General features: G+C 64.3%; 18 protein-coding genes. 11 read left to right on the top strand and 7 right to left on the bottom strand.

What is annotated here, in order from left to right; all coding sequences use genetic code 11:
• The first annotated feature begins 76 nt into the window (after positions 1–76).
• From CIT40_RS20510 to CIT40_RS20500, 3 genes are all read left to right on the top strand, one after another.
• Entirely contained in the window at positions 77–1,609 is a 1,533-nt protein-coding gene (locus CIT40_RS20510) for an acyl-CoA carboxylase subunit beta (RefSeq protein ID WP_094895359.1), read from the top strand.
• A 138-nt stretch (positions 1,610–1,747) separates the two neighbouring features.
• On the top strand, positions 1,748–2,167 hold the full coding sequence (locus CIT40_RS20505) for a hypothetical protein (protein ID WP_148667217.1): 420 nt from the start codon (positions 1,748–1,750) through the stop codon (positions 2,165–2,167).
• A gap of 61 nt (positions 2,168–2,228) precedes the next feature.
• Entirely contained in the window at positions 2,229–2,576 is a 348-nt protein-coding gene (locus tag CIT40_RS20500; RefSeq protein WP_094895357.1) for a hypothetical protein, read from the top strand.
• A gap of 121 nt (positions 2,577–2,697) precedes the next feature.
• Here CIT40_RS20500 and CIT40_RS20495 read toward each other — a convergent pair whose 3' ends face one another.
• Together CIT40_RS20495 and CIT40_RS20490 are read right to left on the bottom strand one after the other, a co-directional pair.
• Positions 2,698–2,850 (bottom strand): hypothetical protein, encoded by a 153-nt coding sequence (locus CIT40_RS20495; protein WP_167443364.1) that lies wholly within the window; start codon positions 2,848–2,850, stop codon positions 2,698–2,700.
• A gap of 72 nt (positions 2,851–2,922) precedes the next feature.
• Positions 2,923–3,576, bottom strand: coding sequence for a glutathione S-transferase family protein (locus CIT40_RS20490; RefSeq protein ID WP_094895356.1), 654 nt, complete (start codon positions 3,574–3,576; stop codon positions 2,923–2,925).
• 148 nt (positions 3,577–3,724) lie between these two features.
• On the opposite strand from CIT40_RS20490, the gene CIT40_RS20485 reads away from it, so the two are divergent.
• Both CIT40_RS20485 and CIT40_RS20480 read left to right on the top strand, forming a co-directional pair.
• Entirely contained in the window at positions 3,725–4,039 is a 315-nt protein-coding gene (locus CIT40_RS20485; protein WP_162307589.1) for a hypothetical protein, read from the top strand.
• A 114-nt stretch (positions 4,040–4,153) separates the two neighbouring features.
• Entirely contained in the window at positions 4,154–4,429 is a 276-nt protein-coding gene (locus tag CIT40_RS20480) for a twin-arginine translocation signal domain-containing protein (RefSeq protein ID WP_094895355.1), read from the top strand.
• Between the two features lie 159 nt (positions 4,430–4,588).
• Here the strand turns inward: CIT40_RS20480 and CIT40_RS20475 are convergent, their stop codons facing one another.
• The 3 genes from CIT40_RS20475 to CIT40_RS20465 form a co-directional block, all read right to left on the bottom strand.
• The gene (locus CIT40_RS20475) at positions 4,589–4,837 is read right to left on the bottom strand and encodes a GCG_CRPN prefix-to-repeats domain-containing protein (RefSeq protein ID WP_094895354.1); all 249 of its coding nucleotides are present in this window, start codon (positions 4,835–4,837) and stop codon (positions 4,589–4,591) included.
• A 339-nt stretch (positions 4,838–5,176) separates the two neighbouring features.
• Entirely contained in the window at positions 5,177–6,187 is a 1,011-nt protein-coding gene (locus CIT40_RS20470) for an alpha/beta fold hydrolase (protein WP_094895353.1), read from the bottom strand.
• A 122-nt stretch (positions 6,188–6,309) separates the two neighbouring features.
• A complete protein-coding gene (locus tag CIT40_RS20465; RefSeq protein WP_162307588.1) occupies positions 6,310–7,008 on the bottom strand; it encodes an ArsR/SmtB family transcription factor in 699 nt (232 codons plus the stop codon).
• A gap of 150 nt (positions 7,009–7,158) precedes the next feature.
• Here CIT40_RS20465 and CIT40_RS20460 point away from each other — a divergent pair, with 150 nt between their 5' ends.
• From CIT40_RS20460 to CIT40_RS20440, 5 genes are all read left to right on the top strand, one after another.
• Positions 7,159–7,467 carry an NIPSNAP family protein gene (locus CIT40_RS20460; protein ID WP_094895351.1) on the top strand — a complete coding sequence of 103 codons (309 nt, stop codon included), beginning with the start codon at positions 7,159–7,161 and terminating at the stop codon, positions 7,465–7,467.
• Between the two features lie 23 nt (positions 7,468–7,490).
• Positions 7,491–7,841 carry an antibiotic biosynthesis monooxygenase family protein gene (locus CIT40_RS20455; RefSeq protein WP_094895350.1) on the top strand — a complete coding sequence of 117 codons (351 nt, stop codon included), beginning with the start codon at positions 7,491–7,493 and terminating at the stop codon, positions 7,839–7,841.
• A gap of 166 nt (positions 7,842–8,007) precedes the next feature.
• A complete protein-coding gene (locus tag CIT40_RS20450) occupies positions 8,008–8,733 on the top strand; it encodes an SH3 domain-containing protein (RefSeq protein ID WP_109862231.1) in 726 nt (241 codons plus the stop codon).
• Positions 8,734–8,781: 48 nt separating this feature from the next.
• Entirely contained in the window at positions 8,782–9,732 is a 951-nt protein-coding gene (locus tag CIT40_RS20445) for an SH3 domain-containing protein (RefSeq protein ID WP_094892043.1), read from the top strand.
• Between the two features lie 128 nt (positions 9,733–9,860).
• The gene (locus CIT40_RS20440; RefSeq protein ID WP_094892042.1) at positions 9,861–10,670 is read left to right on the top strand and encodes an isocitrate lyase/PEP mutase family protein; all 810 of its coding nucleotides are present in this window, start codon (positions 9,861–9,863) and stop codon (positions 10,668–10,670) included.
• 156 nt (positions 10,671–10,826) lie between these two features.
• Here the strand turns inward: CIT40_RS20440 and CIT40_RS20435 are convergent, their stop codons facing one another.
• On the bottom strand, positions 10,827–11,255 hold the full coding sequence (locus CIT40_RS20435) for a hypothetical protein (protein ID WP_094892041.1): 429 nt from the start codon (positions 11,253–11,255) through the stop codon (positions 10,827–10,829).
• 163 nt (positions 11,256–11,418) lie between these two features.
• Between CIT40_RS20435 and CIT40_RS20430 the strand changes: the two genes are divergently transcribed.
• Complete coding sequence (locus CIT40_RS20430) at positions 11,419–12,060, top strand: trimeric intracellular cation channel family protein (protein WP_094892040.1); 642 nt, start codon at positions 11,419–11,421, stop codon at positions 12,058–12,060.
• Positions 12,061–12,184: 124 nt separating this feature from the next.
• Here CIT40_RS20430 and CIT40_RS20425 read toward each other — a convergent pair whose 3' ends face one another.
• Complete coding sequence (locus CIT40_RS20425; RefSeq protein WP_094892072.1) at positions 12,185–13,405, bottom strand: cytochrome c; 1,221 nt, start codon at positions 13,403–13,405, stop codon at positions 12,185–12,187.
• Positions 13,406–13,419 lie beyond the last annotated feature (14 nt).

Genomic DNA, 13,419 nt, shown 5'->3' with positions numbered 1-13,419 from the left:
CTGCGCGGAAAGGCGCTTTCCGGGCCGCAAAATGCCGTGTTAGAACCCCGCATCATCTAAGAACTGGCGGGAGCAAATGAAACACATCCTGGACGCCCTTGAAGATCGTCGCGCCGGCGCCAAGCTCGGCGGCGGGGAGAAGCGCATCGAGGCGCAGCACGCCCGCGGCAAGCTGACCGCGCGCGAGCGCATCGAACTGCTGCTCGACAAGGGGTCGTTCGAGGAGTTCGACATGTTCGTCGAGCACCGCTCCACCGAGTTCGGCATGGAGAAGAACAAGGTGCCCGGCGACGGCGTCGTCACGGGGTGGGGCACCGTTAACGGCCGCAAGACCTTCGTGTTCGCCAAGGACTTCACGGTGTTCGGCGGCTCGCTGTCCGAGACCCACGCGCTCAAAATCACCAAGCTGCAGGACATGGCGATGAAGGCGCGGGCGCCCATCATCGGCCTCTATGACGCGGGCGGCGCCCGCATCCAGGAGGGCGTCGCAGCACTCGCCGGCTATTCCTACGTGTTCCGCCGCAACGTGCTGGCCTCGGGCGTGATCCCGCAGATCTCCGTCATCATGGGCCCCTGCGCCGGCGGCGACGTCTATTCGCCTGCGATGACCGACTTCATCTTCATGGTGAAGAACACCAGCTACATGTTCGTCACCGGCCCCGACGTGGTGAAGACCGTCACCAACGAGGTCGTCACGGCGGAAGAACTCGGCGGCGCCTCGGTGCACGCCACGCGCTCCTCGATCGCCGACGGTGCCTTCGAGAACGACGTCGAGACGCTCTTGCAGATGCGTCGCCTGATCGACTTCCTGCCGTCCAACAACAGCGACGGCGTGCCGGAATGGCCGAGCTTCGACGACATCGAGCGGGTCGACATGTCGCTCGACACGCTGATCCCCGACAATCCGAACAAGCCCTACGATATGAAGGAATTGATCCTGAAGGTCGTGGACGAGGGCGACTTCTTCGAGATCGCCGACATGTTCGCCAAGAACATCGTCACGGGCTTCGGCCGCATCGCCGGCCGCACCGTCGGCTTCGTCGCCAACCAGCCGATGGTGCTGGCCGGCGTGCTCGATAGCGACGCCTCGCGCAAGGCCGCGCGCTTCGTTCGCTTCTGCGATGCCTTCAACATCCCGATTGTCACCTTCGTCGACGTTCCCGGCTTCCTGCCGGGCACCGCGCAGGAATATGGCGGCCTGATCAAGCACGGCGCCAAGCTGCTGTTCGCCTATTCGCAGTGCACCGTGCCGCTGGTCACCATCATCACCCGCAAGGCCTATGGCGGCGCCTTCGACGTCATGGCCTCCAAGGAAATCGGCGCCGACATGAACTACGCCTGGCCGACCGCCCAGATCGCGGTGATGGGCGCCAAGGGCGCGGTCGAGATCATCTTCCGCTCAGACATCGGCGACCCCGACAAGATCGCCGCGCGCACCAAGGAATACGAGGACCGCTTCCTGTCACCCTTCATCGCCGCCGAGCGCGGCTACATCGACGACGTCATCATGCCGCACTCGACGCGGAAGCGGATCGCGCGGGCGCTGTCGATGCTGAAGGACAAGAAGGTGGAAACGCCGGCGAAGAAGCACGACAATTTGCCGTTGTGAGGGAAGGGCACGCCGGTGGCAATTTGGCGTCGTCGATCGAGATCATGGCGGCGCGCCATTGAATCGTGCGGCCTGATATTGGGCGTGTCGTCCGCGGTCCTGGCGATAGACATATCGTGCTTTGCCCAGGACAGCGAGATGACCGTCACCGCCCGAACGGCGGAAGAGACCGTTATCGAAGGCTACGCCGACGCCGACAATACATGCGCGCCGGTCGAGCTTCCCCGGCTCTTGCTCATGAAGTCACCGGAACATGGGGTCGTCTGTTATCGTATCGAGGATTTCGAGGTGGTGGGCGACTCTGGAAGCGACCGAGCTTGTATCGGGCGCTGGGTCCGCGGCATAAGCATTTTCTATCTGGCGCGACCTGGTTACAGCGGGCCGGATAGCCTTCGATACGAAGCAATCACCGATCGAAGGCGGGACAGGGTGGCTGTTCGGGTCAGGGTCTTGCCCGGCTTCGGGAACGATTCCGATGCGGCCGGCCCAAGTGATTCCGAGCGCGAGCCCGCCATGTCGCTCGGGCCTGTTCCTGCATGCGTTGGGCCGGTGTCTTAGGCCGTCGCGTGCTCCATAACCGAAGTTCGTTTGTTCTCCGAACTGCTCGCTCGCAAATCCGATGACCGAAAACGATCCCACTGACGAAATCTCCGACATCGAGGATCGCATCGAGCGGCTCGCCGAGATCGCCGAGCGCTGCCGCAAATACATCCTCGCGTCCAAGATCGCGATCGGGGGCGGGGCGGCGCTGCTGCTGGTGACGATCCTCGGTGTGTTCGGGTTCGGCACGACCGCAGCCCTCGGATCGATTGCGCTGGTGCTGGGCGGGATCGTCTCGCTCGGTTCGAACATCTCGACGCTGCGGCAGACGGACGACGCCATCAGCGCTGCGGAGGCGCGGCGTGCGGCACTGATCGGCAGCATCGACCTGCGCATCGTCGCCGATGCTCCGCTGAAGCTTGTGTGACGGGTAGGGTGGATTAGCGATAGCGTAATCCACCAAGGTGTGTGTCACCAGATGGAGAAGTGGCGGATTACGCTGGCGCTAATCCGCCCTACGTATTTCACGCATCCGGCGCCCCCACGCCTCACGCAGCGCGCTTGAGCGTCAGCTCCGACAATTCGGTGCGGCATTCGGCGGCGAAGGCTTGAAGTCGATCGGCGGTCTGCCGGTCGAGGATGGCTTTGGCCAGCCGCTCAGCGCGGGCGATCTGTCGCTTGAGATATTCGATGCGGACCATGGGTCACCTTTTGAACTGCTTCCTTTCGGTGGCGACTGTATGCCGGGCACGGGATTGATTGTGTGAGGCGCATCACGTTTTGCGCGCCTTATCGGCCGCAGCGAAATGCGCCATCTGGTCGGCGTGGGCCTTGGCGAAGGCCGGGCGGGCCGTCGCGCGTGCGACGTAGGTACGGCAGGCGGGACTGTCCGCAAGCGCGCCGAAACCATCGACGACGCGCAGCACGTCCGCCATCAGGATGTCGGCGACGGAGAAGGAGCCTGCCAGCCATTCGCGGCTGGACAGCACCGGCTCGAGATGCCCAAGGCGCAGCTTGAGGAAGTCATCGACGAATTTGAACGCCGCCGTGTCGGTCGGATGTCCCATGAACTTCGACATTCCCCAGGGCAGGCTGGCCATCTCCACCGAATTGAGCGCGGCGAACACCCATTCCGTGGCTTCAGTGCGGCCGCGCCTATCGGTGGGCATCAGCTTCGTGCTCAGGCCGCCGAGATGCAGCAGGATAGCGCCGGTCTCGAAGATCGAGATGTCGCCGTCGGTCAGCCACGGCACCTGGCCGAACGGCTGGTGCGCGAGATGCGCAGGCCCGCGGTCGTCGAACGGGGCGCTGGCGACGCGATAGGGCAAGGCGGCCTCTTCGAGCGCCCAGCGCACGCGGAGATCGCGCACGAACCCGCGCGGCGCTTCGGGAACCCAATTGAAAGTGGTCAGGGTAAGGTCGGCCATTTGCTGTCTCCATGTCCTGATTCAAAAAATGTGCTGGTTCGAAACAAAGGACGAGCGAAGGGCGCCCGTTCCGACACCGGTGCCAACTCTTTTTTGCCGCCGGTCACTGGAGCAGCTAAGCTTGCCGCAAACAACAGGAGGAAATCCGATGCCGGCAGCTTTCTTCGTCGTCCGCGCCATCGTCGCCGATCCCGCCCAGCGCGCCGCATTCGACAGATGGTACGAGACCGAACATGTGCCCGACGCGGTGAAGGCATTCGGCGTGAGCAAGGCGTGGCGGTTCTGGAGCCTCGATGATCCCGCGCTGCATCAGGCGATGTATCAGTTCGACGACGAGGCCAAGCTTGCGGCGATGCTCAAGGGCGAAGCGCTCAAGCAGCTCGTCGCCGATTTCAACCGCGACTGGCCCGACGTCAAGCGCTCGCGCGAGACGCTGGTGCTGGCGCAGGAGTTTGCGAAGTAGGACACATTCAATGTCTGCATCGTAACGAATCTGAACGCGCGCTTCAGCCTTGGTTCATGTCGTGACCGCGAAACTTCCTCTGCATCACTTGCCAGATAGCTCAGAGGACATGTCATGGAGCGCCGGAACTTTCTGAAATTTGCATTGGGACTGACGGCGGGCGCCGCCGCTTTTGCAGCGACCGCGCAGGCCGCGCCGCTGTCACCGCAGCCGGTCGGCGATCCCGCCCGCATGCCGCAAGGCAACCCCGACGCTCGCCCTGCCGTCACCAGCAGCGAGGAAGCAGACAGGCTGACGCCCGAACAGGTGCACTGGCGTGGCCGCCATCACGGCTGGCGCCACCGTCATTGGGGCTGGCGCCGACGCCGCTGGCATCGCCGTCATTGGTGAGCCGCGGCAAGCCGCGAATTGGACGGGGATCGCGGCCGCGGTCCCCGTTTCGATTCCAGGCCGCTCGAATTCCAGGGTCGTTGGATCGGCGGCAGCAAGCCTGAAACGAAAATGGCCGCGCAGGCTGAACCTGCGCGGCCATCTTGCGATGCAAAGAGATCAGAACGGGCGGCAGCGGCCGGCATACCAACGGAAGCCGTAGGGGCACACGCGCGCGCGCGGCACCACGACGACGGGCGGGGCTACATACACGGGGGCCGGGCGCACGACGACCGCGCCGCGCATCGGGCGGCAGCCACCATAGGGGCCACGATACCAGCCCGGGCCGCAACCTTGCGCGGCGCTGGCGGCCTCGCTGAAACCGACGACCGCGCTGGCGAGCATGGCGGCGGCGAACAGGTATTTCATGTGATCTTCCTTCTCGTCCTTGGAGCAAGTCTTTGGGGGCAAGTCTCTGGTGGCAAGTCTCTGGTCGCAGTCTCTGAAGCAAGTCTTTGGCGGCTTGGCGTTTGTGGCGCACAATGAATCAAAAGACACGATTCGACATGTTAAATTTTGCAACATGCCGACCCGGCGCGATCCAAACCTGCCAATCATGACCTGAATGCGGCATGAACATTCTCCGGGCACGGCTTCATGCGACGCGGATGGCGCTGGAGCCCGTCCCGATGAATCGGAACGGGCTCCAGGTTCTTGTTTGACGCGTTGTCTGGACGCTCACCGGTATCCACGTCGCTCGACAAGGCTCTAGCGGCCGAGAAAGCCCAGCACCAACTCCTTGTACTTGTCCGGAGCCTCCAGGAAGACCAGGTGGCCGGTGTCCGGAATGACCTCGGCGCGCGCATTTGCCATCTTCGCCGCGAACGCCTTCGCCAGTTCGGCGTTCTGACCCATCCTGGGCCGTAGGGCTTCCGGCGCGTTCGGCCGGCCCGGCGCGTTGTGGTCGTCGGCGCCCATGATGAACAGCGTAGGTTCGGTGATGAGAGGAATCTCATGCGCGACCGGCTCGCGATAGATCATCTGCCCCGAGCTGACAAAGGCGCGCAGCCAGCGCGGGTAGTCGGGGCTGCCCTTGATATTGAAGCGGGCGTCGATGTACGGCGTGATCGCATCGGGGGGCAGCTTGATCGCGTAGTTGGTTTGCAACTGCTTGCGATAGCCGTCGGCGGTGAGCTTGTCCTCGGTCGCTATGATCGCCTCGGTCGGCGTCGGCGGCACGTAGAGGCGGTAATCCTCCAGCCCGATCGGCGCAGTCAGCACGAGGTGGGCGACCCGGTCAGGGTAGGCGCGGGCGATGCGCACGCCCAGCATTCCGCCAAGCGAATGGGCGACGATGTCGGCCTTCTTGATCTCCAGGTGATCGAGCAGCGCGATGGTGTTGCGCGCCAGCGTGTCGAAATGCAGTTCGCCCGCAGGCTTGGAGGACTTGCCGAAGCCGATCTGGTCCGGCACCACCACGCGGTAGCCGGCGTCGTTGAGCATCTTGATGACAGGGGCCCAATAGCTCGACGGAAAGTTACGTCCATGCAGCAGCACCACGGTGCGGCCGTTCGGCTGCGCAGGAGCGACGTCCATATAGGCCATGCGGAGCTGCTCGCCGTCATTGACGAGCGGCAATTGGTGCACGGGGTAGGGATAGGCAAAACCCTCGAGCGCGATGCCATAGGGCTCGCGCGGGGGCGTGTCTGCGGCGTGCGCGGTGGCGAGCAGGGAGGCAAGGAGAGCGGCGGCGAGGGCGGCCGGGAGGATGCGGATCATGCTGGGTCTCTAACGGTTAGGGAATGACCGTTCGCATAAGCGCGTGGACGGCCGGGTCAAGCCCGGCCACGACGAGAGCAGGAGTTCACACGCAAATGTGCGACGTCACGCGAATGGCGTGATCAGTCCTTGGCGTCGCCGAACAGCGCGGCAAACTGCTTCTCGCCGGTGCGGGTGAAGTTGACGACGCGGCTGCCGGGCGTGGCGTCGCGCGCCGCCCATTTCAGCTCCGCGAAGCGCTGCATCATGGCGGCGCCCAGCGTGCCTGCGAGATGATGGCGCCGCTCGCTCCAGTCGAGGCAGGCCTTGCACACGGGCCGCCGCGGATGGGTGAGCATGCCGGGCGAGATCTGCAGATGCCTGGCGAGAAAGCGCTCGCCCTCGGCGGTCAGCTCGATGTCCTGCTTCTTCTGCCTGACCAGATGCCGCTCGCGTAAGGAATCGAGCATCTGCACGCCGAGATCGCCGGCGAGGTGATCGTAGCAGATCCGCGCGCGTCGCAGCGCCGGATCCTTCGGCCCGGTGCGCACCCGCATGTGGCCGGTGCGCGCGGCAAGGCCTGCAAGGCCTTCGAGCACGCTGGCGACGTCGTCGTCGGTGAGGCGATAGTAGCGGTGGCGGCCCTGCTTCTCCGGCTCGATCAGGCCGCCGGCCTCGAGCTTGGCCAGATGCGAGCTCGCCGTCTGCGGCGTGATGCCGGCCTCCTGCGCCAGCTCGCTTGCGGTCAGCGCGCGGCCGTTCATCAGCGCGGTGAGCATGTTGGCGCGCGCGGGATCGCCGACCAGCGAAGCGACCAGGGCGATGTCGGGTCCTGATTTCATGCTTCGATGGTAGCCGAAGCATTGTGGTCGGGCAAGCGCGTAGCGTGCCTTGCGTAAACACGTCATTGCGAGCGAAGCGACGCAATCCAGTTGCTTCAGCGGCGACGGAGCCGTTCGCCCTTCCCGCAATGAAAAATCAAGGAGCCCATCATGTCCGTCACCGTCTTCATCCGCTACCAGATCGACCCGTTCAAGCGTGCGCAGTTCGAGGACTATGCGAAGCGCTGGCTCACCATCATCCCGAAATGCGGCGGTGACCTGATCGGCTATTTCATGCCGCATGAAGGCACCAACAACATCGCCTCCGCGCTGATCGGCTTCGAGAGTCTGGCCGCGTACGAGGCCTATCGCTCCCGGCTGCGGCAGGACGCGGAGGGCATGGCGAATTTCCATTTCGCCGAGGAACACAAGTTCATCCTCGCCGAAGAACGCACATTCCTGCGCAAGGTGGTATTGTAGGCCACCAAAGTAAGGAGATGCCCATGATCGCCGTGATCTTCGAGGTCTGGCCGAAGCCGGAACACCGGCAGGACTATTTCGACCTCGCAGCCGATCTGAAGCCGATCCTGCAAACCATCGACGGCTTCATCTCGGTCGAGCGTTTCCAGAGCCTGACCGACACGGGCAAGATCCTGTCGGTGTCGTTCTGGCGCGACGAGGCTGCCGTGCAGGCCTGGCGCAACACGATGGAGCACCGCCGCACGCAGGCCAAGGGCAGGGCGGAGATCTTCGCCGATTATCATTTGCGCATCGCCAGCGTAGTCCGGGATTACGGCATGAATGATCGCGAGCAGGCGCCGAAGGACAGCCGGGCGATGCACGACGCCGGTTAGCGGCCGGAGAGATATTCAATCCATGGTGGACATCTCGCCGAGGTTGTGAGATGTCTACGCTGCGCTTCCGTTTTTGGGGGCGTATGTCGTTGCAGTTGAATTGATTTCAAATCGCCCCTTCGATGGGTGGTCAAAATTCGCCGAGCGTCAGAGCGAGGTGTTTCATATGACGAGTTTTGCTGGGCCGCCGGCCGATGCCATTCGCAACAAACCGATCACCAATGAGCTGAGAAACGTGCTGGACGCCGCCGCGACGGCCGCGGGTGTCGACACGATCCGGATTACGTCGGGCGGGCAGGACGCGCTCGGTCACGGCACCCGTCGCACGGGCTCCACCCGCCACGACCTCGGGCGGGCGGCCGACGTGCAATGCCTCGTCAATGGTCAGGCGTTGACGTTTACCGACGCCGCGGCTTCGCCCGGCATCTTGCGTTTCGTGACGGCTGCGGCTGCGGCGGGGGCGACCGGGATCGGCGCAGGCGTCGGCTACATGGGCAACCGGACGATCCACGTCGGCTTCGGCACCTCGGTCGACGACCATACCAGGTTGACCTGGGGCGCCGGCGGCCGATCAGCGACGGCCCCGCAATGGTTGCGCGATGCGGCGCAGGATGGCTGGGATGGCGGCGGAATCGTGCCGCCTGGACCGGCCGCCGCTGCTGTTCATCCCGGCCGTTATGCGGTGATCGCGCGTGATGGACTGAAGCTGCGTGGCGGGCCAGGCACGAATTTCGATCCGGAAAGGACATTGCCCGCCGGTACGGAGCTGAGCGTGGTGGCGGTCTCCAACGTCGATCCCGCTTGGGTTCGCGTCGACGTGGAGGGGGACGGCCTGCTCGACGGTTACGTCTTTGCAGCGTTCCTCGCCGAGGTCGAAGCTGCCCCGGCTTGACCCCTTGCACTAAGCCCAGCGTTTCCATTTTCAGCGACGGAGTTCATCATGGTGAGCGTCGACGATATCAGGTGGTTCAAGCAGCAATTTCGTACGCAGGTCGAGGCGGCCTTGCCGGGCAAGCCCTTCGATATCGACATGGTCGCCGCGATCGCGTGCCAGGAAACGGGCTACATCTGGTCCGTCGTCCGCAAGAAGAACCTTTCGCTCGATCGCGTGCTTGCGCTTTGCGTCGGCGACACCATTGATTTCCAGGGACCGGGCAAAGGGCGGCAGGCCTTTCCGCGCAATAAGGCACACCTGCTGACCGAGCCGAACGGGCGGGAGATGTTCGACATTGCCCGCGATGGTCTCGAACAGATGTCGGCTTTCGTCCGAGGCTACGAGCGCGCCGTCGCCAACCCCGATAAGTTTTGCCATGGATTCGGTATGTTTCAGCGTGATCTCCAGTTCTTCAAGGAAGATCCGCGCTACTTCCTCGAGCGGCGCTACGAGAACTTTTCCGATACGCTGACGCAATGTCTCGGAGAATTGGAGCGCGGTCTGAAGAAGCTCGGCTTGCAGTCCAAGACGAGCCTGACTGATCTCGAATTCTGCGCGGTCGCGATCGCCTACAACACCGGTGGCTACAACCCGGCGAAGGGCTTGAAGCAGGGCTTCAAGGACGACGGTGGGAAGTTCTACGGCGAGCAGATCTTCGACTTCCTGACGTTGTCGCGCACGGTCGACGGCGCCGCGATGCTGGCGCCAGGGCGTTATGTCGTGATGGCTCGCGGTGGCCTGAAGCTGCGTGGTGGGCCCGGGACGAATTTCGGCTCCGAAAAAACTCTCCCGGCGGGCACCGAATTGAACGTCGTCGAGATCAGCGGTCAGGATCCGGCGTGGGCGCGGGTTGACCTGGAGGGCGATGGACTGCTCGACGGTTTCGTCTTTGCGAGCTTCCTCGCCCCGGTGCAACAGCATATGGCTGCACGAGAGGATGTCCCCGAGCCGGCTTGATGCGGCCGGTTGGGCGCGTCACCGATCCATCTCGTCGGACCACAGAGTCACCCGCGGCGACGCACTGGCGATCGTCGCGGGGCATCCCCATCTCTGCGGCGCAAGCCATCGACATGGGGAGAAGAAACATGCACCTCACGACCGCGGACAAGCGCGCGACCTTCAGGAAGATGCACGAGAGCGGGTGCTTCATTCTGCCCAATCCGGTCGACGTCGGCAGCGCCAAGGCGTTGCAGCATCTCGGTTTCAAGGCGCTCGCCTCATCGAGCGCGGGCTTTGCCTGGACCATCGGCAAGGCCGACAATCACGTCACCGTCGAGGATGTCTGTCAGCATCTGGCAGCATTGAGTTCGGCTGTCGACATCCCCGTCAACGCCGATTTCGAGGGCGGCTTTGCGGTTGAGCCGGACAGGGTCGCGGACAATGTCGAGCGCTGCGTGCGCACCGGCGTTGCCGGCCTGTCGATCGAGGATTCCACCGGCGACAAACACAATCCGATCTACGAGCGCGCGCTCGCCGTCGAGCGCATCAAGGCCTCGCGCAAGGCAATCGGCGACAGCGGGACGCTGCTGGTCGGCCGCTGCGAATCCTATCTGTGGGGCATGACCGACCTCAAGCTGGTCATCGACCGGCTCACTGCTTACGCGGACGCCGGCGCCGATTGCCTCTATGCGCCGGGCCTGAAGACCCGCGAGGACATCACGGCCGTGGTGAAGGCCGTCGCACCAAAACCGTTCAACCTCCTGATCGGCGCATCCGGCCTGTCGTTGCAGGAGGCCGAGGATCTCGGCGTGCGCCGCATCAGCGTCGGCGGCTCGCTCGCCCGCGCCGCCTGGGGAGGCTTCATGCGCGCGGCCAAGGAGATGGCGGAGAAGGGCACGTTCACCGAGCTCGGCAGCGGCTATCCCGGCGGCGATCTCAACAAGATGTTCAGCTGAGCAGACGATCGGCTGAAAACGAAAAGCGGCGAGACTTTATGAGTCCCGCCGCTCTCTTGTCCTCTCGGTGTCATGCTCCCGGCTTGACCGGGGCATCCAGGGCGAATTCCCTGGGTCGCCCGGTCAAGCCGGGCGACGACAGCTATCGTGTTGCTCTTACTTCGCGCCGTCAGACGGCGTCTGCGTATCCGGCGCCGGCTTTGCCGCCGGCGTAGCCGAAGCAGGCGCAGCCGGCCTGTTCGGCGCCGCACCCGTCGTCACGCCCGGCTCGGTGTTGTTGCGGGGCGTCACGTCGCGCATGCCGGGAGGTGCGGCCGGATTGGCAGGGGCCGCCTGCTGCGCGGTCTGCGTCGCCGGCGTGTTGCTCGCCTGGTTGCCGGTGGTCGTATTGTTCAGGCCGTAGAACACGGCACCCAGCACCAGTGCGATCGCAACGGCGAACAACGCCACCTTGCCGCTGGAGGCGGGGCCTTCGCCGAGCTCGGGGTCGGCCTGCAGGTTGGCATCCCGGCGCGCCGCGTTGAGATACGCATCGTCGGCGAGGTTCGGGCGGTACGGATCGTTGGGAAAACGGTCGTCAGCCATCGGTTGGGTCTCCTCGTTTATGACGTCAGACAACCCGTGGATGCGAGATTCTGTTCCGCGCTTCCTTATGCTTTCGTCGCATGTTGCCCTCATCGCAGGAATCGGGAACCTGTCTGGCAGGAACAGAACGCGGGTTCCATGGCCGCAACGAAGGAACAAGCCGATGTGGAGCCTGCCGCCGACGGATAGCGTGCTGCATTTCCTCTCGCTGGTCGCGATCGCCGCGCAAGGCATGACAGCAGCACTCGCTGCCGGACGCCGCAGCATGGACTGGTTGGGAGTCTGCTTCCTCGGCTGCATCACCGCGCTCGGCGGCGGCACGTTACGCGATCTCTTGCTCGGACACTACCCGCTGGCTTGGGTGCAAAACCCGACCTACCTCGCGCTCGCCGGCGGTGCCGCTTTCCTCACCATCCTGTTCGCGCGCCTGGTGCACCGGTTGAAGGTCGCTTTCGTCGTGCTCGATGCCATCGGCCTGGTCGTCTTTACCATGATCGGTTGTGATGTTGCCTGGCAGATGGATGCCTCGCTAACGATCGTGATCGTGTCGGGCATGGTGACGGGCTGCGCCGGCGGCGTGTTGCGCGACGTGCTCTGCAACGACGTGCCGCTGCTGTTCCGATCCGAACTCTACGCCAGCGTTTCGGTGGTGACCGGACTATTTTACGCCACCGCCTTCGGCCTCAATCTCAATGCCGAGCTCTGGACGATCCTGACGTTCGTGCTCGGCCTCAGCTTCCGCCTGCTCGCGGTGCGCTACAAATGGGAGATGCCGAAATTCGTGTTCACGGGGGAGGAGATATAGTGGTTGCGTCGCCGCGCTCGATCCACGTCGTCATTGCGAGCGCAGCGAAGCAGTCCAGGGTCTTTCCGCGGAGGCAGTCTGGATTGCTTCGTCGCAAGGGCGCCTCGCAATGACGTGGATGGAATTACTCCTCTTTCCTCGCCTTCGCCGCCTGCGCCGCCGTCACCAGCGGCGCGGCGTTGCCCCAGGAATTGCGGATGTAGTTCGTCACCGCCGCGATCTCCTCATTGGACAGCTTGGCATAGGGCGGCATCTCGCCGGTGTTGGGCGCGCGCGGGGTGGTCACGGTGTGGGCGCCGTCGAGAATGATGCGCAAGGTGGAGGACGGATTGACCGATTGCAGCAGCGCATTGCCGGGCAGCGGCGGATAGATGCGCGGCGCTCCCGAGCCGTCGGCTTCATGGCAGGCGATGCAGAGCTTTGCGTAGACCGCCTGGCCGGCCTTCATTTCGGCCTCGTCAGGCGCCGTCACGATGCTCTCGCGCCGCGCCGGCGGCAGGCTTTTCAGGTAGACCGCGATGGCGCGCACATCGGCATCGCTCATCTTCGAGGTCGAATTGACGACGACCTCCGCCATCGGTCCGCCGGCATGGCTCCTCGCATTGCGTCCGCTCTGCAGATATTCGGTGATGTCGGCCTCTCTCCACGACTGCAACCCCGTGCGCGCGGCGCCATCGAGCCGCGGCGCGTACCAGCCGCCGACCTCATTGCCTGACAGAGCTTGCGCGCTCTTGTCCGCGCCGAAATAATTCTTCGGCGTGTGGCAGGCGCCGCAATGACCGAGCCCGGTGACGAGATAGCCGCCTCTGTTCCAGGCCGCGCTCTTGCCCTGATCCGGCTCGAACAGGCCGGGCTTGAAATACATCGCGTTCCAGACCCGCATCAGGCCGCGATAGCCGAACGGCCAGCGCAGCTCCGGCGGCTTGTTGCGGCTGATGACGGGCGCAAGCGTGCCGAGATAGGCGCGGATCGCCAGCGTGTCGTCCTTCGTCATCTTCGTGAAGTAGGGATAAGGAAAGGCCGGGTAATAGTTCGAGCCGTCGGGCGCGATACCGGTGCGCACCGCGCGCACGAAATCGGCATCCAGCCAGGCGCCGATCCCGGTGTCGCGGTCCGGGGTCAGGTTCGGCGAATAGATCGCGCCGAACGGCGTGTCGATGCGCTTGCCGCCCGCGAACGGTTTTGCCGGATCGGCGGTGTGGCAGCCTGCGCAGTCGCCGGCCTCGACCAGCGTCTTGCCGTAGGCGATCAGTTCCGGCGAGGGTTCGGCGGCGCGGGCCACGCTTGCAACCGCACTGCACAACGCCAGACCGGCAAGAGCGGAGCCAGCCAGAATCGTCCGCATCGAAAGGCTCTCCT

The organism is Bradyrhizobium amphicarpaeae, from assembly GCF_002266435.3.
GTDB classification, from domain to species: Bacteria; Pseudomonadota; Alphaproteobacteria; order Rhizobiales; family Xanthobacteraceae; genus Bradyrhizobium; species Bradyrhizobium amphicarpaeae.
Note: the sequence above shows the minus strand (reverse complement) of the source record. Positions and strands in the feature narration are given on the sequence as shown.